The organism is Sphingomonas sp. P2_B6 (genome assembly GCF_056404755.1).
In genome coordinates this window covers 34,115-53,039 of the sequence record NZ_JBFUDK010000010.1, presented here as the reverse complement: position 1 = coordinate 53,039, position 18,925 = coordinate 34,115, and the positions used below count along the sequence as shown (strand labels likewise).

General features: G+C 66.5%; 16 protein-coding genes. 10 read left to right on the top strand and 6 right to left on the bottom strand.

Annotation, left to right across the window (positions count from 1 at the left end; translation table 11 throughout):
• Positions 1–39: 39 nt before the first annotated feature.
• The 3 genes from infC to AC1DX5_RS15070 all read right to left on the bottom strand — a co-directional run bounded on the left by infC (position 40) and on the right by AC1DX5_RS15070 (position 3,188).
• Entirely contained in the window at positions 40–576 is a 537-nt protein-coding gene (gene infC, locus AC1DX5_RS15080; protein WP_299913759.1) for a translation initiation factor IF-3, read from the bottom strand.
• A 111-nt stretch (positions 577–687) separates the two neighbouring features.
• Entirely contained in the window at positions 688–2,676 is a 1,989-nt protein-coding gene (thrS, locus tag AC1DX5_RS15075) for a threonine--tRNA ligase (protein WP_478016229.1), read from the bottom strand.
• Between the two features lie 68 nt (positions 2,677–2,744).
• Positions 2,745–3,188: a MarR family winged helix-turn-helix transcriptional regulator gene (locus AC1DX5_RS15070; protein ID WP_478016228.1), complete on the bottom strand. Its 444-nt coding sequence runs from the start codon at positions 3,186–3,188 to the stop codon at positions 2,745–2,747.
• Between the two features lie 38 nt (positions 3,189–3,226).
• Between AC1DX5_RS15070 and AC1DX5_RS15065 the strand changes: the two genes are divergently transcribed.
• Genes AC1DX5_RS15065 through AC1DX5_RS15055 form a run of 3 tightly spaced genes read left to right on the top strand, consistent with a single transcriptional unit; the run spans position 3,227 to position 4,322 of the window.
• Positions 3,227–3,607 carry a VOC family protein gene (locus tag AC1DX5_RS15065; protein ID WP_478016227.1) on the top strand — a complete coding sequence of 127 codons (381 nt, stop codon included), beginning with the start codon at positions 3,227–3,229 and terminating at the stop codon, positions 3,605–3,607.
• A gap of 3 nt (positions 3,608–3,610) precedes the next feature.
• Entirely contained in the window at positions 3,611–3,904 is a 294-nt protein-coding gene (locus AC1DX5_RS15060; RefSeq protein ID WP_465170144.1) for a YciI family protein, read from the top strand.
• A gap of 31 nt (positions 3,905–3,935) precedes the next feature.
• Positions 3,936–4,322 (top strand): VOC family protein, encoded by a 387-nt coding sequence (locus tag AC1DX5_RS15055; RefSeq protein WP_465174436.1) that lies wholly within the window; start codon positions 3,936–3,938, stop codon positions 4,320–4,322.
• On the opposite strand, the gene AC1DX5_RS15050 is transcribed toward AC1DX5_RS15055, so the two are convergent.
• A complete protein-coding gene (locus AC1DX5_RS15050; RefSeq protein WP_478016305.1) occupies positions 4,319–5,137 on the bottom strand; it encodes an LD-carboxypeptidase in 819 nt (272 codons plus the stop codon). The genes AC1DX5_RS15055 and AC1DX5_RS15050 overlap by 4 nt on opposite strands.
• Positions 5,138–5,187: 50 nt before the next feature.
• On the opposite strand from AC1DX5_RS15050, the gene AC1DX5_RS15045 reads away from it, so the two are divergent.
• Together AC1DX5_RS15045 and AC1DX5_RS15040 are read left to right on the top strand one after the other, a co-directional pair.
• Complete coding sequence (locus AC1DX5_RS15045; RefSeq protein WP_478016226.1) at positions 5,188–6,621, top strand: glutamate ligase domain-containing protein; 1,434 nt, start codon at positions 5,188–5,190, stop codon at positions 6,619–6,621.
• A 35-nt stretch (positions 6,622–6,656) separates the two neighbouring features.
• The gene (locus AC1DX5_RS15040) at positions 6,657–6,911 is read left to right on the top strand and encodes a DUF6356 family protein (RefSeq protein WP_465170148.1); all 255 of its coding nucleotides are present in this window, start codon (positions 6,657–6,659) and stop codon (positions 6,909–6,911) included.
• A gap of 11 nt (positions 6,912–6,922) precedes the next feature.
• Here AC1DX5_RS15040 and AC1DX5_RS15035 read toward each other — a convergent pair whose 3' ends face one another.
• A complete protein-coding gene (locus AC1DX5_RS15035; protein ID WP_478016225.1) occupies positions 6,923–8,449 on the bottom strand; it encodes a CehA/McbA family metallohydrolase in 1,527 nt (508 codons plus the stop codon).
• Between the two features lie 2 nt (positions 8,450–8,451).
• Positions 8,452–10,947, bottom strand: coding sequence for a TonB-dependent receptor (locus AC1DX5_RS15030; protein ID WP_478016224.1), 2,496 nt, complete (start codon positions 10,945–10,947; stop codon positions 8,452–8,454).
• 272 nt (positions 10,948–11,219) lie between these two features.
• Here AC1DX5_RS15030 and AC1DX5_RS15025 point away from each other — a divergent pair, with 272 nt between their 5' ends.
• The 5 genes from AC1DX5_RS15025 to AC1DX5_RS15005 all read left to right on the top strand — a co-directional run bounded on the left by AC1DX5_RS15025 (position 11,220) and on the right by AC1DX5_RS15005 (position 18,557).
• Entirely contained in the window at positions 11,220–11,798 is a 579-nt protein-coding gene (locus AC1DX5_RS15025) for an RNA polymerase sigma factor (RefSeq protein ID WP_478016223.1), read from the top strand.
• Positions 11,765–12,736, top strand: coding sequence for a FecR family protein (locus tag AC1DX5_RS15020; RefSeq protein WP_478016222.1), 972 nt, complete (start codon positions 11,765–11,767; stop codon positions 12,734–12,736). Before AC1DX5_RS15025 ends, AC1DX5_RS15020 begins: the two co-directional genes overlap by 34 nt.
• A 59-nt stretch (positions 12,737–12,795) precedes the next feature.
• Entirely contained in the window at positions 12,796–15,603 is a 2,808-nt protein-coding gene (locus AC1DX5_RS15015) for a TonB-dependent receptor (RefSeq protein ID WP_478016221.1), read from the top strand.
• A 153-nt stretch (positions 15,604–15,756) separates the two neighbouring features.
• Positions 15,757–16,251 (top strand): MarR family winged helix-turn-helix transcriptional regulator, encoded by a 495-nt coding sequence (locus AC1DX5_RS15010; protein WP_465170154.1) that lies wholly within the window; start codon positions 15,757–15,759, stop codon positions 16,249–16,251.
• Positions 16,248–18,557, top strand: a complete 2,310-nt coding sequence (locus AC1DX5_RS15005; protein ID WP_478016220.1) for a TonB-dependent receptor — start codon at positions 16,248–16,250, stop codon at positions 18,555–18,557. Before AC1DX5_RS15010 ends, AC1DX5_RS15005 begins: the two co-directional genes overlap by 4 nt.
• Positions 18,558–18,925 lie beyond the last annotated feature (368 nt).

Below are 18,925 nucleotides of genomic sequence, written 5' to 3'. Positions count from 1 at the left end.
GACGCCGTCGCCGCGGGAAAAAATCGTGTTGCCGGCTCGTTACTTGGGCGCGAGGACCATCAGCATCTGGCGGCCTTCCATGCGCGGATAGGCCTCGACCTTCGCGGTCTCGACCACATCGGCCTGGACGCGCTGAAGCAGCGCCATGCCGAGCTGGCCGTGGCTGAGCTCGCGGCCGCGGAACCGCAGGGTGATCTTGACCTTGTCGCCTTCGCCGATGAACTCGATCACCTTCTTCATCTTGGTGTCATAGTCGTGATCGTCGATGTTCGGACGCATCTTGATCTCCTTGATCTCCTGCGTCTTCTGCGACTTGCGCGCGAGGTTCGCCTTTTTCTGCGCCTCGTACTTGAACTTGCCGACGTCGAGGAACTTCGCGACGGGCGGATCCGCATTGGGCGACACTTCGACGAGGTCGAGCCCGACACTCTGCGCCTGCTCCATCGCTTCGCGGGTGTACATGACACCGAGGTTCTCGCCGTCCTGATCGATCACGCGGACCTTGGGCGAGACAATGAATTCGTTGAAGCGCGGGCCGTTGAGCGGCACGGGCGCCCCTTGCGGGCGCCGGATCATGGGAGGACGGATAGGTACTGCTCCTTGGTGGTTGGACAGGGCGATATAGTGATTTTTGGCGTGTTGGGGAAGATGCCCCCGGCGCTAACCGGGGACAACGCACAGATCGGCTTAAAGATCGGGCGGTGTCGCGCCCTTTTTCAGCATGACGATCGCGTCATCGAGGCTCAATATCTGCTGCCGATCGCTGCCAAGCTGGCGCAGCGCGACCGTACCTTCCTCCGACTCGCGCTTGCCGACGACGAGAAGATTCGGGACCTTGGCCAGGCTGTGCTCGCGCACCTTGTAGTTGATCTTCTCGTTGCGCAGGTCGGTCTCGACGCGCAGGCCGGCCGCGGCGAGCTTGTCCGCCACTACCTTCGCATAGCCGTCCGCGTCCGACACGATCGTCGCGACCACCGCCTGCACCGGCGACAGCCAGAGCGGGAAGCGGCCGGCATGATGCTCGATCAGGATGCCGATGAACCGCTCGAACGTGCCGAGAATGGCGCGGTGGAGCATCACCGGGCGGTGGCGATTGCCGTCCTCGCCGACATAGCTCGCGTCGAGTCGTTCGGGCAGCACGGTGTCCGCCTGGATCGTGCCGACCTGCCAGGTCCGGCCGATCGCGTCGGTCAGGTGGAATTCCAGCTTGGGCGCGTAGAAGGCGCCCTCGCCCGGCAATTCTTCCCAGCCATATTCCTCGGTCGCCCGGCCCGTCGCTTCGACCGCGTCGCGCAGGATCTGCTCGGCCCGGTCCCACATCGCATCGTCGCCGAAGCGATTGTCCGGGCGCAACGCCAGCTTGATCGCATATTTCTCGAAGCCGAGATCGCGATAGACACTGTCGAGCAGGTCGCAGAACGCCTTGATCTCGTCGATCAACTGGTCCTCGCGAGCGAAGATATGCGCATCGTCCTGCGTGAACTGGCGCACGCGCATGATGCCGTGCAGCGCGCCGTGCGGTTCGTTGCGGTGGCAGCAGCCGAATTCCGCCATGCGGATCGGCAGGTCGCGGTACGACTTGATGCCCTGGCGGAAGATCAGGATGTGCGCCGGGCAGTTCATCGGCTTCAGCGCCATCAGGTCGGACTTGCCCGACAGGATCGGCGCGTCGTCGTCGGTCGAGGGAATTTCGTCCGGCACGACGAACATGTTCTCGCGATACTTGCCCCAATGCCCGGACTGCTCCCACTGGCGCGCGTCCATCAGCTGCGGCGTCTTCACCTCGTCATAGCCGGCAGCATCGAGCCGGCGGCGCATATAGGCCTCGAGCTGGCGCCACAGGATGAAACCCTTGGGATGCCAGAACACCGAGCCTTGCGCTTCGGGCTGGAGGTGGAACAGGTCCATCTCCTGGCCGATCTTGCGATGGTCGCGCTTGGCCGCCTCCTCCAGGCGGAACAGATGCTGGTCGAGTTGCTTCTTGTTGAGCCAGCCGGTGCCGTAGATGCGGCTGAGCATCGCGTTGTTCTGGTCGCCGCGCCAATAGGCGCCCGACACCCGCGTCAGCTTGAACGCCTGGGGATCGAGCTTGCCGGTCGAGGCGAGATGCGGGCCACGGCACATGTCGAGCCAGGTGCCGGCACGATAGACCGTCAGCTCCTCATCGCCCGGCAGTTCGGCGGCCCATTCGGCCTTGAACGTCTCGCCCTGCTTGCGCCACAGCGCGATCAGGTCATCGCGCTGCCAGACCTCGCGGACCAGCGGCTCGTTGCGGGCGATGACATCGCGCATCGCCTGCTCGATCGCGGGCAGATCCTCCTCGGTGAACGGCCGGTCCTTCGGCGCGAAGTCGTAATAGAAGCCGTCGTCGGTCGAGGGGCCGAAGGTGATCTGCGTGCCCGGAAACAGGTTCTGCACCGCTTCGGCCAGCACATGCGCATAGTCGTGGCGCGCCAGTTCGAGCGCATCCGCCTCGTCCCGGCTGGTCACCAGCGCAAGGTGCGCGTCACCCTCGAGCGGCCGCATGATGTCGCGCAGGTCGCCGTCGACCCGCGCGGCGATCGCCGCCTTGGCGAGGCCCGGACCGATCGCCGCGGCGATGTCCGCGGGGGTAGTCCCCGGCGCAACCTCACGGACGGAACCGTCGGGCAGCGTTATGCGGAACATCTCGGACATGACGAAATCGGTACTTTCTGTGTCTGCAAGGAGCGCGGGCTTATGCACGCAAGGCCAATATAGGCAAGTCAGTGAGCGATTCTAAGCATCAGCCCTGCCGCCGCGACCAGTTGTTCGCGTTCTTCGTCGGACAAGCGATCGGCCACCGCTTCGGCGAGCCAGTGGCGGCGCTGCTGAATCGCGCGGCGCAGCGACTGGCGGCCAGGCACCGTGATCGCGATGATCAGGTTGCGGCGGTCCTCCGGATCGGGCGCCCGCTCGATCATGCCGCTCGTCTCCAGCGCGGCGAGCAGTCGGGTGAGCGATTGCGGCTTGAGCCCTTCCTTCGCGGCGAGCGCCACGCCCGGCATCGCGCCTTCGCGGTGGAGCGTCGCAAGCAGACCGACCATAGCAGGCGTGAGCTCACCCGGCGACGCGTCCGTGCGCATCCGCCGGCTGAGCTTGAGCACCGCGCGAGCGATGAGGGCGATATCGGAATCCCGGTCCACGACGCTCGACATAATGATACGCATAGCGTATCGATTGCGGGGACTCAACCAGCAGGTTCCTCATGTCCCACATGCATCGTCTGACCGCGATCCTGCCGTGCAACGATCTCGATATCACCGAGGCGTTCTACAACCGGCTCGGCTTCGCCCGGCCGCCCGGGAGCGCGAGCGATTATGAGGAGTATCGCATGCTCACCGACGGCAAGGGCGGCGACATCCATCTCCAGCCCGCGGTTGAGGGGTGGCTGGTGCCGGGCCGAAATCCGTTCGGCCTGTATCTCTACACCGAGCAAGTCGATGCGCTCGCCACGGCGTTCGGCGACGAGATCACCGGGAAAGAGAAGAAACCGACTCACAAGCCCTGGGGCATGTACGAATTCGCGTTGAGCGACCCGGATGAGACGCTGGTCCGCATCGGCTGGCCGAGCAGGCTGGTACGATAGGTCATGCGCGATTTCATCCTGCTGATGCACAATGACGCCGTTGCCCCGCTGACACCGGAAATGTGGTCCAGCTACCTGTCGTCCCTGCGCGAAACCGGCATGTTCGATGGTGGCAGCGCGATCGGCTCGGGCGAGACTTTCCGGAAACAGGGTGTCCCCGCCACCTTGAGTTCCCATCTGGGTGGCTATCTGCGCGTACGAGCCCGGGATTTGACCGCAGCGCGCGCCTTGTTGACCGGCAATCCCGTGTTCGAATGTGGTGGCACGATCGAAATCCGCGAATTACCGCGCGATTGAATCAATCCCTTCCTACCGGATGGAGCCGACCATGCATGTTCCCGATGGTAACGAGATCGCCCGCCCCTTCCTCCCGGCACGGGATTTCGCGCAGAGCAAGGCGTTCTACGAGGCGCTGGGCTTCCCCAAGCTGCTCGATGGCGAGGTCGCCATCTTCGGGATCGGTGCCGGCGGGTTCGTCCTCCAGAATTACTATCAGAAGGAATGGGCGGAAAACTCCATGATGCAGTTGCTGGTCGACGATCTTGATGCGTGGTGGGCGCATCTCCAGTCGCTCGATCTGCCGGCGCGGTTCGGGGTGCAGCCGCCGCGCGCGCCGGCGTTGCAGCCCTGGGGGCTGGTGGTGGCCTATCTGTACGATCCGGCCGGCGTGCTGTGGCACGTCACGCCGCGACAGGCGGATGCGTCGATCGACTAGAAGACGCCGAACGGCACGACCTTGTTGTCGGCGTCGTGGCCGATGTCCGCCCTCCCCAGGAACGGCACGTCCATCTCGCGGCACCAGCGTTCGATCATCTGCGGCGCCTGCTCGGCAAAGGGCGGATCATTGGGGATGACGTCGCTCATCCGCCCGAGCCGCACGCCGGCGATCCCGCGCAACCGGGTTGCGTGTGCCATCTGGAACAGCATGCGGTCGATCCGGTAGAGCGGTTCCGAAATCTCCTCGATCATCAGCACGTGCCCGGTCAGGTCGGGCAGCCAGGTCGTGCCGACCAGCGCGTTCAGGATCGACAGGTTGAAGGCGACGGCCGGCTGCCCGCCCAGGCTCGGCTCGAGCACGCCACGGTCGCGTGCGGTCATCCAGGAGAGAGTCCGGGCAAAGCATGCGTCGCCCCCGACCCGGGCGATGTCGCTGACGAGCGGCGCATGGACCGCATGCCCGATCCTCGCCGCATAAAGCGCACCGAGCAGGAAACCCGCGTCCGAATAGCCGCACCACAGCTTGTTGCCCGCCGCGGCCGACAGGTTCGGCATGACCGCGTGCAGGATTCGGTTGGCGCCATAGCCGCCCCGCGCAAACCACAGGGCATCGAACGCCGCGTCATTGGCGTATTCCAGAAAGGCGGCCGCGCGTACTGAATCCGCGCCGGCGAAATGCCCGCCGTCGCTGTCGAAACATTGCGGATGGAAGACGAGATCGACGCCGGGAAACCAGATCGCCGCGGCCGCGGCGGCACGATCGGCGATCATCCGGTCGATCGGCCTTCCCGGCGCGACGATTCCGATCCGCATCATTCCCTCTCGCTTGCCCCGATGTCGAAATCCCGCGATAGCGCCCAGCCATGCACGACGGCAAATCCTACTTCTTCGTCGGGATCGGCGGCAGCGGCATGATGCCGCTGGCGATGATCCTCGCCGGCCAGGGCGCGAAGGTCGCCGGCTCCGACCGGACCCTCGACCAGGCACGGCTGCCCGCCAAGTTCGAGGACCTGCGCGCCAAGGGCGTCGCGCTGTTCCCGCAGGACGGCAGCGGCATCATCTCGGCCAACCAGACCGTGGTCGCCTCCGCGGCGGTCGAATCGACCGTCGCCGATATCGTCGCCGCGGACGCGGTGGGCGCCCAGCGGATGAGCCGCGCCGAGCTGCTCGCCGAATTGTTCAACGCCGCGCCGCTGCCGATCGGCGTCGCCGGCACCTCGGGCAAATCGACCGTGACGGGCATGATCGGCTGGATCCTGCACGCGACGGGGCGCGACCCGACGGTGATGAACGGCGCGGTGATGAAGAATTTCGCGAGTCCGGACGCGCCCTTCGCCAGCGCGCTGGTCGGCCAGGGCGACGCGTTCGTCAGCGAAGTCGACGAGAGCGACGGATCGATCGCGCTCTATTGGCCGAAGGTCGCAGTGCTCAACAATGTGAGCCTCGACCACAAGTCGCTCGACGAGCTGCGCGCGCTGTTCGGCGCGTTCATCGCACGCGCCGGGACCTCGGTGATCAACCTCGACAATGGCGACGGCGCCGCGCTGGCGATGACCCTGCCGCCGGAACGCCGCCTGACCTTCGGGATCGGGGATGTGGGCGGGCAGGAAGCGGATCTGGTCGCGACCGGGCTGATACAGCAGCCGTTCGGCGTGGATTTCAGCCTGTCCGAACGCGGCGCGGCACCGGTCGCGGTGTCGCTGAAGGTGCCCGGCCGCCACAATGTCTCGAACGCGCTCGCCGCGATCGGCGCGGCGCGGGCGGCGGGCCTGTCGCTGACCGAGGCAGCACGCGCGATCGGCGGCTTCACTGGCCTCAGACGGCGGATGGAGCTGGTCGGCGAAGCGAACGACGTGGCGGTGATCGACGATTTCGGCCACAACCCCGACAAGATCGCCGCGACGCTCGACACGCTCCACGCCTTTCCCGGGCGGCTGCTGGTCCTGTTCCAGCCGCATGGATACGGCCCGTTGAAGGTGATGCGGCGCGAGCTGGTCGCGACCCTGGCGGACAAGCTCGGCGAGGACGACCTGCTCGTCCTGCCCGACCCGGTCTATATGGGCGGCACCGTCAACCGCGAAGTGACCAGCGCCGACATCATCGCCGATGTCGCGACGACCGGGCGCAAGGCGCTGCACATCCCTTCGCGCGAGGCCGCCGCGGCGCATCTCGTCGCCGAAGCGCGGCCGGGCGACCGCGTGGTGGTGATGGGCGCGCGCGACGACACGCTCAGTCAGCTTGCCGCGGATATGCTGGCAAGTATCGCGAACAAGACTGGCAACCGGCCACAGGCATGATATCGCGACAACACGCGCAAATGATGAGGCCCGCCATGTTCCGCCGCCTGTTCCTCGATCACCCGAAATCGGTCGGCGAAAGCTATACCGAGCATTTCGGCGTGGCCTCGCGCTTCGGGATGAAGATGATGTGGGGCGGCCTGCGCTGCTGGCTGCACGCCTTCCTGCCGTTCCTGTTCAAGACCGCCGGCAGCGACACCGTCTCCGCGCTGCACGCCGAGCTGGTGACCAAGCGCAACGCCGCGCGGGCGGCGCAGACTCAGATGGCCACCGTCGAATATGTGATCTGACTGCGGGCGGCCTATTGCGCCCGCGCGATATAGACCGGGTTGCCGATCAGCAGCAGCCGCCCCCTGTCGTCGCGGACTTCGGCGCGAATCCAGTGCGGCCGTCCGTCGCTGCGCCACGAAGCGAGCGAGACGGGCTGGCCTGCCTCGAATGCCGCGCGATAGGCCGGCTCTGCGCGCCCATCGATTACCAGCTGCACCGAACCGCTCGCCACGCCTTTGAGGGCGACGGCAAACTGCACGGCCTGGTCAGCAGCTAGGCGCAGCGTCTCCCCCATCCCGGCATGGAGCTCGCCGGCGGATGCCGTCAGGTCGAGAAAGCGGTCCTTCGTCCCCTCGACATCGATGAACACCCGGCCCGAGCGGATACCGGCAAGGAAGCCATGCACTGACAGGTCTCTCATATAGACCACCGTCGTCGGGCTGCCGATGGCGCCGGGTTCGCTTGCCGGTCGATCGGCCTCGTGACTGTCGCTACCACCGATGCCGGTGACATGCCGGCCCATGTTCAGCAGCTTCGTCCAGTAAGCAAAGCCCTGAAACGGGGTGTCGGCGGCCCGCGTCTCGCGCATCGTGCCGCCATTGACGACCTCGACTGAATCCACCGCGCCGTCCGGCAGGTCGTCGACCTTCCAGCCGCAACCCATGCACAGTTCGCCCGAGGGCGCGCCGGGATGGTTGATCGACACCACCCCGCCTTCGCGATGCACGGCGTCGATCCATGTGCGCGCCTGGTCCCAGCGCGGGCCGTTCATGCGGAAATCCAGGAAATCGGTGGGGCCGAAGACATTGCTGTGGCCCCAGAAGGTGGTGACCTCGCGCGCCGGCACGAGCAGCAGCCGGTCGAACGCGCCCTGCAGCTCGCGCAGCGCGTTATAATGCGCGGTGGTGTTGTGATCGCTAAGCGCGATGAAATCGAGGCCACGCGCGGCCGCTGCCTCGACCGTGCGATAGACCGGACACGGAATGCTCGCACCCGACTGGGCCTTGCACTTCCCGTCGCTGTCGCCGCTGTGCATGTGGAGATCGCCGCGATACCAGCCGGGCCTGGCCGCGATCGGCGCGTCGGCGAACTCGGTGATAGCCGGCTGGCGCTCGATGAAAATCCGCGCCTCATAGGGTGCGTGCGCACCTTCGCGGATATTGGGCGCGCCGAGGATCAGGTTCCAGCGTCCGACGGGCAGCGGGCCGGGGAGATAGCCCGGCGTCGCATCCTCGGTGCTGAGCGTCATATGGTCGCGCGTGCCGCCGCTCCAGCCGCGGAAACGCTGTGGATCGCGCAGGCCCAGGTCGATGACCGAGCGCTGTTCCTTGCCGGCATAGGTGAAGCGGATGGTGATCCGTGTCACCCCGGCCGGCAGATCGAACGGGACGTCGGTATAATGTTCGAAACTGGCGCGGGTCAGTTCGCCCTTGAGCACGCGCCAGGGCACACCCGCGTCTGCCCGCCCGGGTGGCGGCCCCGCCTGGCCGGCCTGCGCAACGGCAGGCCCGGCCAAGGCAAGGGCAAAGAGAAAGGCGGACGCGAGTCGCAGGGTCATGATCAGAAACGATACATCACGGCCGCGCGGAAATTTCGCCCGATCAGCGGACGCGCGATGAAGGTGTTTGCCCCGGCATCGCCATTCTGCAGTTCGCCCGCGCGCGGATTGCCTTCCGTCAGGCCGAGCGAGTTGTTGAGATTGTCGACATAGCCATAAACCGACAGCCGCTGCGAGACGTCGAACCGGGCGCTCAGGTTGATCGTGCCATAGGCGGGCAGCCGCACCGAATTGGCGGTGTCGACATAGCGCGCGCCTTCATATTCCCATGATCCCTGAAGGCGGATGCGGCCGTCGAGCAGGTTGAGACCCGGCACCAGGCGCAGGCTGACGGTCGGCACGCGGATCAGGCGATTGCCGTCGAAGTCGAAGGTCTTGTTCGAGGCATCGACATAAGTGAGGCCCTTGTAGCGCGGATCCTCGAGCGTCGCGGTAGCCGACAGGTCGAACCAGCGGACCGGCCGCAATGTACCCTCCAGCTCGACGCCGAAGGTCCGGGTGTCGGCATAGCGCGTCTCGCTGATCGCCGGGCCATTCAGGTCGAAGCGATAATTGGTGAAGGAGACGTTGTTGTACTTGGTCCAGAAACCGGTCGCATAGATGTCGAGCAGCGGGCTGGTATATTTAAGACCCACCTCGCCCAGGTCCATCGTCTGGACGATCGGCGTCGCGGTCGGGCTGGTGAGGTAGTTGCCGAGGCTCGGCAGCCGATTGGCCGAGGTATAGCGAGCGAACAGGCCGGCATGCTTGCTGAACTGATAGTCGACGCCCAGGGTCCAGGTCGTGTGGCTGAAATCATTGTCGTAATTGGCATAGACGCCACTGCCGGTGATGATCGACGAGGTCGCCGGCGTGCCCAGATTGACTGTCTTCTTCAGCGCGACGGTGCCGCGTGCGCGCATCGTTTCCCAGCGCACGCCGCCATCGACGCGCAGGCTGGGCGTGATCTGCCATTCGTCGGCGAGGTAGAGCGCGTTGGTGGTCTGCTCGCCATGCGCGTCTTCCCATTCATAGCCATATTTGTAGATGCCATGGTCGGTGAAGGTCTTCAGGACGTTGCCGGCGGCGTCGACCGCGACCAGATCGAGCAGGCGGGCATTGTCGCGCACGTCGAGCAGCGCGGTCGAGGAATAGCGGCTGAAATCCTCGTCGATATGCGCGAAATAATAGCCGAAGGTGATGTCGTGGCTGGTCGACCCCATGTCGAACCGGTGCGACAGGCGCGTGTCGCTCATGAACTCCTTCACTGGCATCGTCACGCCGCGCAGGCCGCCCACGATGACCAGGCCGTTGCCGTTCTGGTTTGCGGTATCGAAGACCTGATTGGGCGCGGTAGCGTAGCGGAACTGCAGCTTGGTGGCGCCCGGCGCCTGGCTCAGCAGCCCGGCCTGCGACGTCAGCAGGCTCGCCGCGCTTTGCAGCGTGTTGGGGAATACGCCGTTCCGCTGCGTGCGGGTGTCGTTGTAGCGGGTGGTGTTGGCGATCTTCCAGTCGTCCCACGGCTCGAATTCGAACTTGCCCGTGATCTGGGTGCGTTTCACCTGGGTGCCGACGCTGTTGTCGAAATTATAGGTGCTGCCGTCACCCTGGATCATGCGGACGCGCTCGGTCTCGGGGCCGGCGACGGTGCCGTAATGGCCATCGAAGCCGGGCACCGCACGGATCTTGCCGTCCGGATAGGTGCGCATCGGGATGCCGGTGTAGAAGCCGACGATATCGTCCATGCGCTTGACATCGAGGCTGACCTTGGCCCGTTCCCATTCGCGCGACACGGTGGCGCGGACCTGGCCGCCGCGATTGGCGGTGAAGCCGGGATCACGCACGCCGCCTTCGGAGCGGTAGAAACCGCCCAGCGCGAACTTCCACTCGCCGATCGGCGCGCCGGCCCAGAAGTCGACGCGGTACATGCTGTCGGCACCGATCGACGCCTTGACCAGGCCCTCGGCGTGATCGCTCACCTGGCGCGGGATGAAGTTGACCGCGCCGGCCGGCGCGTTCGAATAGAAGAGCGAGGCGGGGCCGCCGCGCACCACTTCGATCCGGTCGATCGTCTCGTCGAGACGGAATACCTGGTCGGCGTTGAGATAACCGAGCGCGGGATCGTGCTGGACCGGGATGCCATCCTCGAGCAGCTGGATCGAGCCGAAGCCGTCGACCGGCACGCCGCGCGCGCGGACGTTGCCGCTGGCCTCACCGCCCGAAGATTCCACCCAGAAGCCGGGGACTGACTTCAGCGCCTCGGTGACGCTTGTCGGCGCCTGCAGGCGCAGCGCCTCCTCGTCGATGCGTGTGACGGAATAGCTCATCTCGGCCTTGGTGCGCTGGCCGGTGCCGGCGCGACCGGTGACGATGATGTCGTCGCCGTCGTCACCCTGCGCCTGCTGGTCCTGTGCCGCCTGCTGGTCCTGCGCCCCGGATTGCGCTTCCTGCGCCCATGCCGGCGCCGCGCCGGCGCAGAGCAGGGCGAGCAGCGACGTCGTCATCAGATACGGCTTCATGATAGTCCCCTTTGGTTTCCAATCGGGATCGCCCGGACCGCGACGGACGCGGCCGGCCGTTCCGCCGCGCGGGTGCGCGACGGCGATTGGCTTTCGGTTGTGCTTCGCCGCGCAGACGGGGCGGGGAGCGGTTTCCGCTATCGCCGGTCGAAAAAATTTTTTCGCCAAGGGCGAAGGCGGGGCTCGGCGGCTCAGGCGCCGCGCACTGTCAACCATCTGTCATATGCACACACTAGGCGCCGCTCATCCGATACTGCGATGGGGCGCGAAACATGGCCTGGCTGCGTGACATCGACATCTGGTTCGCCGACCGCGTCTTCATCCACCACCAGCAGACGCGCCGCTATGCGATGAGCCTGGTCCGCCAGCTGGAAGAAGCGGAGGAGCTGGTACAGGAAGCCTATGCGCGGCTGTTCGCGCTTGACGACTGGGCCGGCATCGCCAACCCGCACGCCTTTACTATGCGGATCGTCCGCAACCTGGCGATCGAGCGTTTCCGCCGGGCAGACGTGGTCCGGATCGACCGGGGCGCGGTGCTGCATGCACTGGAAATCCCCGACCAGGAGCCGACCCCGGACGTGGTGGCGATGGACCGGTCCGAGCTGCGCCATGTCGTCAAGGTGCTGCAGGACATGCCGCCGCGCATGCGCGAGGCAATGGTCCTCAGAAGAATTGAGGGCTTGCCGCCGGCCCAAGTAGCGGAAAGAATGAACATCTCCGTCTCAACGGTGGAGACACATCTCATCAAGGCCCTTCGCCTGTTGACGCGCACGCTGAATCGGCAAGAAGAACAGGCGAAGACGGAGCAAGCAACTGCATGGGAGATCACGGAAAGGCTGGAGCGGAGCTGAGCGAGCAAGCGATCGACTGGCTGGTGGCGCTTGATGGCGGCACCGCGGACGAACAGGCGTTCAATGCCTGGCGCGATGCAGACCCTCGGCACGCCGCGGCCTTTGCGCAGGTCGCCGCGACGTGGCGGCGAACCGCCGATCCGCGTCTGTCCGCGATGCTCGATGCGCCGGCTGAGCCCAATCCCCCGCCTGAGGCCGACCCGGAGCAGGCGATGCCGCGGACCTTCTCGCGTCGGGCGGTGACCGGCGGCCTGCTTGCCGCGCTGGGCGTTGGCGGCGCGGGCGCGTTGCTCGCCTGGCCGCGCCGGGCCTATGCCTCGACCAATGTCGGCGAGCGCAAGACGATCCGCCTGCCCGATGGCAGCCATGCGACGCTCAACACCGATACGCGCGTCGCCTGGCGCTTTGCCGACGAGCATGAGTTGTGGATCGAGCGCGGCGAGGCCGCCCTGCTCGTCCGCCAGGCAGCGAAACCGTTGCGCGTGTACAGCGACCCGATCGATGCGCGGCTGAGCGGCGGCAGGTTCAACCTCCGGGTCGCGCCGGATGGCGGCGAGCTGCTGGTGCTGGAGGGCCGGGCCGCCGCAGTCTATCGCGGCACGCTCGCCGAGACGATCCATGCCGGCACCGCGCTGACGGTCGATGGCGGCGCGGCGCGCGTCGCACCATGGTCGCCCGACGCGATCGCGGCCGCCACTGCCTGGCAGAATGGCCGGATCGTGTTCAACGGCATGGCGCTCGATCGGGCGGTCGCCGAATTCAACCGCTATCTGCCCGACAAGATCGTACTGCAGGACACAGGTCTCGCCCGGACCCGGCTTGGCGGCGAGTTCCTGATCGACGATCCCGACAGCTTCCTGACGGCGCTGCACGAGAGCTTCGCCATCGACCATCGCCGGCAGGACGGCCGGATCCTGCTGTTCCGCCGAAAGGGCTGACCCGACGCTTCGTCGCGCGGTGACACGAAGCTGTCGCGCAGGGACGCCACTGGAGACTCATGCGTCCGATCCGCGGCATAGGCTTTTTTCTCGGGCCAGTGGCTGGCCATGCCCTGCGCATGGCCGGTGCCATGCTGTGCGGCGCGGCGGTGATGCTCGCGGCACCGGTGCACGCGGCGCCGGCGGAGCGATCGGCCCGGTTCGACATTCCGGCGCAGAACCTCGCCGACGCGCTGGACCGGTTCGCGCGCCAGGCCGGAGTCCAGCTGCTCTATCCCTATGAGGCGGCCGCCACGCGGCGCGGCGCGGGGCTGCGCGGCGAGATGCCGGTGCGCGTGGCGCTCGACCGGCTGCTGCGCGACAGCGGGCTCGAAATCGCGCGCTTCAGCGACCGCGTGGTGACCTTGCGCCGGGCGCCTGCGCCGGCTCGGACGGTCCGGCGGACTCCCGTGCCGAGACCGGCACCCGCGCCGCCCCCACCGCCCGAGCAGGGCGATATCGTGGTGACCGGCCGCGCCGCCGAAGCGCCGCTCGCCGACACCGAGCTGAGCTATGCAGTCACGCAGATCGACGCCGCCACGCTCGCGCGCAAGGGTCCGCTGTCGACCGCCGACCTGTTCAAGCAGATCCCCGGCTTCTGGGTCGAATCGACCGGGGGCGAAGCCAGCAACAATGTCCGGTCGCGCGGCATTCCGACCGACGGCTATTCCTCGGTTGCGCTGCTCGAGGATGGCCTGCCGGTGCAATATGACGGCGGGCTCGGCTATCTGAACACCGACCAGATCTATCGCATCGATTCGACCGTCGAGCGGGTCGAGGCAGTGCGCGGCGGCCCTTCCGCGATCTTCACGCCCAACGCGCCGGGCGGCAGCATCAATTTCGTCACCCGCACCGGGCTGCGCGACGCCGGCTATGCCCTGTCGGCGACCGGCGGCAGCGCCGGCTATGCGCGGATCGACGGATTCGCCGGGACGCGGATCGCCCCGAACCTGGGCGTCTCGATCGGCGGCTTCTACCGCCGCGACGACGGTTTGCGCGATCCCGGCTATCCCGCCGATCGCGGCGGGCAGATCCGCGCGGGGATCGATTATGACGACGGCCATGCCCGGCTGTCGTTCAACGTGAAGCGGCTCGACGACCGCGTCATCCTCTATCTGCCCGTGCCGCTCCGGTTTGACAGCACGGGCCAGGTCCGCGGCATTCCAGGCTTCGACCCGTTGACCGACACGCTGGCCGGCCCGGACAATCTGCATGTGCCGATCCGGACCGCCGCCGGCCCGCGCGATTTCGACCTGTCGCAGGGCACGCACAGCCGGATCACCGTCTATACCATGACGAGCCGGCTCGCGCTCGGCGACCGGGGCGCGCTCGAGGTCAAGGCGCGGCTGCGCACGGGCAGCACCTTGCGCAACGGGCTGTTCCCGGTCGGCCGGCCGATGGCGGGCACGGACTATATCTCCGGCGTCCTTCCGCAACTGGTCTCGGCCTTTCCCGGCACTGCCGCCGCGCGGATCCGCTACGCCGATACCGGCGCGCCGTTCCTGCCCGGCAGCAATGGCAATGGACTGGTGGTCGGCGCCAACCTGCTGTCGGTCTGGATGCCGATGCGGGAATGGGTTGGCGACGCCCGGCTGACGCGCAGCATCGATCGCTGGGGCCATCACGACCTCGCTTTGGGTCTGACCTATGACGACGCCAGACTCGACTTCGACCGGACGATGGGCACCGTGCTGCTCGACGTGCGCGGCCAGGCGCGGCGGCTCGATATGGTGGCGGTCGACCCGAGCGGGCGGGACCTCGGCGCGCTGACGGATAACGGATTCACGCGCTACGGATCGCTGTTCGACGCCGTCACGCTGCGCACCTCCAACGTCGCGCTTTATCTCGCCGACGAGTGGAAAGTGGCGCCGCACTGGCGGATCGACCTGGGCGGACGGTGGGAGCAGGTCCGGATCGGCGGCAGGGTCGAGGATTCGACGCCGGTCGATCTGGGCGATCCGACCACGCTGGCGGACGATGCGGTGCTGACCGGCACTGGTGTGTTCGAGCCGATCCGCCGCCGTTTCTCCGGCCTCAGCTGGACGGCGGGCGTCAATTTCAACCCGGTGCCGAGCACGGGCATGTTCCTGCGCGTGACGCGCATCGCCCGGCTGCCCAGCGCAAGCGAGTTCAACGCAGCGCCGAACCGCACCGACGAAGCCGTCGTGCCGATCACCATGGCGGAGGCCGGGCTGACCCTGCGCCATCGGCACTGGAACCTGTCGGCGGTCGCGTTCCGCACCCACTTCGCGCGACTGCCCTTTACCGATCATCGCTTCGATCCCAACACCAACAGCTATGTCGATCGCACCTCGATCGCCGATACCTCGACCATCGGCCTGGAACTGGCCGGGCATGCCGATCTGGTCGGGCCGCTGAAGCTGGACGTGCAGGCGACGCTGCAGGACCCGCGCTACCGCAATTTCAGCTATGTCGAGCTGGTCTATGGCCAGCCGGTCACGCGCAACGTCACCGGCAACCAGCTGATCCGCGTGCCGGAGCTGTCGCTGCGCGCCACGCCGAGCCTGACACTGTTCCATGGCAGGCTGCGCCTCGACGCCGACGTCGTGCATCATTCCGCGCGCTTTGCCGACATCGCCAATTCGCAGCGCCTGCCGTCCTTCTCGCTGATCAACCTGGACGCAAACGCGACGCTGACGAAGCGGCTGAGCGTCGCGCTCCATGTCACCAACCTCACCAACACGCTCGGCCTGACCGAAGGCAATCCGCGCGCGGGCTCCTTCGACGTGAACGGCATGGGCAGCTATTTCCTCGCCCGGCCGGAATTCGGCCGGACCGTGCGCGCGACGCTCAGCCTGTCCTATTGAGACCTGCCTGCGGCCGGGCGCCGAGCGGACCCTCGAGTAAATCATGGCCCGAAAACTTGCTCGGGTCTCCGTTCTAATTGCTAGTTGCCATAACTGTATGGCTGACGTACATTCTTCTCATAACTGCTCGCGAGTGGCAGAAGGGGAGAATCGATGAAGAATGACGACGCTCGCCTTGGCGAGATCGCCGATCGGACGGGCTATCAGCTCCGCCGCGTCGACATGCTTTCGATGGAAGCGCTGCAGGACGAGATGTCCAAGCTCGGCGTTCCTCCCGGCCGCGCGACCGCGCTGGCCTATATCGGCCTGCACCCCGGCTGCGATCAGACCGAGCTGGGCAATGTCCTCGGCATCAATCGCGCCAGCACGATGGCCGCGGTGAACAATCTTGTCGCGATCGGCGTGGTCGAGCGACGGCCCGGGCGCGACCGGCGCAGCAACGCGCTCCACCTGACCGAGATGGGCCACCAGCTGCGCGCCGAAGTCGTCCAGCTGACCGCGGATCACGAAGAATGGTTCTTCGCGCCGCTCACCGGGGACGAACGGGCCGAGCTCAGGCGCCTGCTGCTCAAGCTCCGCCAAGCACATAGTTCAGTCGAACCACGCCTGCCATCGAGCAAGAGAGCGTTATTGAGGAGGGTGAAATGAGGGGTCTTCTTTCGAGCGGCATCGCGGTCGCGGCGATGCTGGCGAGCGGCGCGGCGCATGCGCAGAATACTGGTCCGACCGACGATCCGTCGGGCAGCGCGGCCAGTGCCGAACAGGACGTGCCGATCGACGGGAACGACATCCTCGTCACGGCCCGGCGCACCTCGGAGCGCCTCCAGGACGTTCCCGTCGCGGTCACTGCGTTCGGCGCCGCCGCGCTGGCCGAGCGCAATGTCGCGACCCTCGACGAAGTGGCCAAGTTCACCCCGAACATCCGCTTCGACGGCGCCGCCGCCCTGTCGGGCGGCAACTACAACGCCACGGTCTTCGTGCGCGGCGTCGGCCAGAACGACTTCGCGATCTTCAGCGACCCCGGCGTCGGCTTCTATGTCGACGATGTCTATTATGCGCGCTCGATCGGCGGCGTGATGGATGCGGTCGACATCGACAGCGTGCAGGTGCTGCGCGGGCCGCAGGGCACCCTGTTCGGCAAGAACACGATCGGCGGCGCGGTGCTGATCAACACTGCCTCGCCAAATGTCGACAAGACGTCGGGACGAATCGAGGCGACCTATGGGCGCTTCGACCGGATCGACGTCAAGGGCGCGGTGAACGTGCCGGTCGTGCCGGGCGTGGTCGGCCTCAGGCTCTCCGGCGCCACGCTCAACCGCGACGGCTATGTGAAGCGGCTGGTCGACGGCGACACCCAGGGCGACCGCTCGGCGCAGATGATCCGCGCCAAGCTGCGCATCCAGCCCGAGGGAAGCGGCCTGACGATCGATATCGGCGCCGACTATACCCGGGCCCGGGAGACATCGGCCCCGTCCGATCTGCTCGCGGTCGGCAACGCGCCCGGCATCACCGGCATCCCCTTCCTCGCCAACTACAACACCTATGTCGCGCCCAGCCGGGGCATCGTCGCCCCGAACGGCGCGAAGACCCTCAACCCGAGCTTCATCACGGCGAGCCCGTTCGAAACCTATGCCGGCGGGCCCAACGACAATGATCTCGACCTGTGGGGCGTCCAGGGCATCGTCTCCTACGATATCGGCGACGCGACGCTGAAGTCGATCACGGCCTATCGCCACATGAAGGCCTATTTCACGCGCGACGGCGACAACACGCCGTTCGTCTTCCGCCAGACCACCAACCGCGACAGGCAGTGGCAGCTCAGCCAGGAGCTGCAGCTGACCGGCAAGGCGCTCGACGGGCGCCTGAGCTATGTGCTGGGCGGCTTCTACTTCAAGGAAAAGGCATCCGACATCGCGACCGCCGATTTGGCGATCGGGCTCCAGGCGCCGGCCGCCCCGCCGCCTTTCACGCCCGCCGTGTTCATCCGGAACTACACCAACAACCGCAGCCTTGCCGCGTACGGCCAGATCGATTTCGAGATCGTGCCGAGACTGAGCGTGACGGTCGGCGGGCGCTACACCAGCGACAAGAAGGAATTCACCTCGATCAACGTGCGCCAGCGCGACCTGGTGCAGTTCACCAACGTGACCAAGGAAGCGACCTTCGAGAAGTTCACGCCGCGCTTCGGCATCAACTACAAGGCGGCCGACGACGTGCTGCTCTACGCCTCCTATTCGAAGGGCTTCAAGCAGGGCGGCTTCAACGGTCGACCGCTGGTGAGTGATGCCGAAGTCACGCAATATGCGCCCGAGGAGCTGACCACCTGGGAGGCCGGGCTGAAGGCACAATGGCTCGATGGCCGGCTGACCACCAACATCGCGGCGTTCCATTCGATCTACAAGGACATCCAGCTCACGGTGAACCAGACGCCGACCAACTTCGTCGCGAACGCGGCGGCGGGCGAAATCAACGGCGCCGAATTCGAGACGGTGATGCGCCCGGCGAAATGGCTCACCTTCAACGCCGGGGTCGGCTATCTCGATGCCAAATACACCTCGATCGGCCAGGGCCTCGGCCCGACCCAGATCCTGCCGATCACGCTCGCCAGCCACTTCGTCAAGGCGCCGGAATGGACCGTCACCACGGGTCTTGATCTCAGCCACGAGTTTTCGGACGGGAGCGAGGCCGGGCTGCGCATCGACTACACCATGTACAGCCGCATCTATCACGATGTCGCCAATTCGCCGATCATCACTGACGACGGCTATGGGCTGCTCAACGCCCGGCTCAGCTACGCGCTGCCGGGCCGCGCCATCACGCTCGCGGTGTTCGGCACGAACCTGACCGACACCTTGTACCTGGTCTCCGGAAACGTCTCCGGCGCGTTCGGCCTGGCCGAGGCGAGCTATGGGCGGCCGCGCGAATGGGGGGTAAGCGCCGCCTTCAAATTCTGACGTCGAGGTCCGGCCAGTATTCGCGATTGCCGGTCACGGATGCCGGAAAATGCGGGTGCTGGCCGCTTCCCCTGACGGCGGGGCGATCGCATCTGAGAGCGCCGTGTTCTCGCATCTGGCCCGGCGAAAAGAAAAGCTGGTTCACGCGAAGACGCGGAGTTGAGGTCGGATCGACATCAAAGATTGGTCCGTCCGCGACACGGTAATGATATCGCGCGGAGGCGCGGAGGCGCGGAGATGATCGGCGCCACGGGTCGTTTGCGACGACCCACCGGTCTGTAATGGCAACAGGCACGCGATGATCCCCAAGACAGAATCTCCGCGCCTCCGCGCCTCCGCGCGAACCCCTTCTTCCGCGCCTTTCCCCT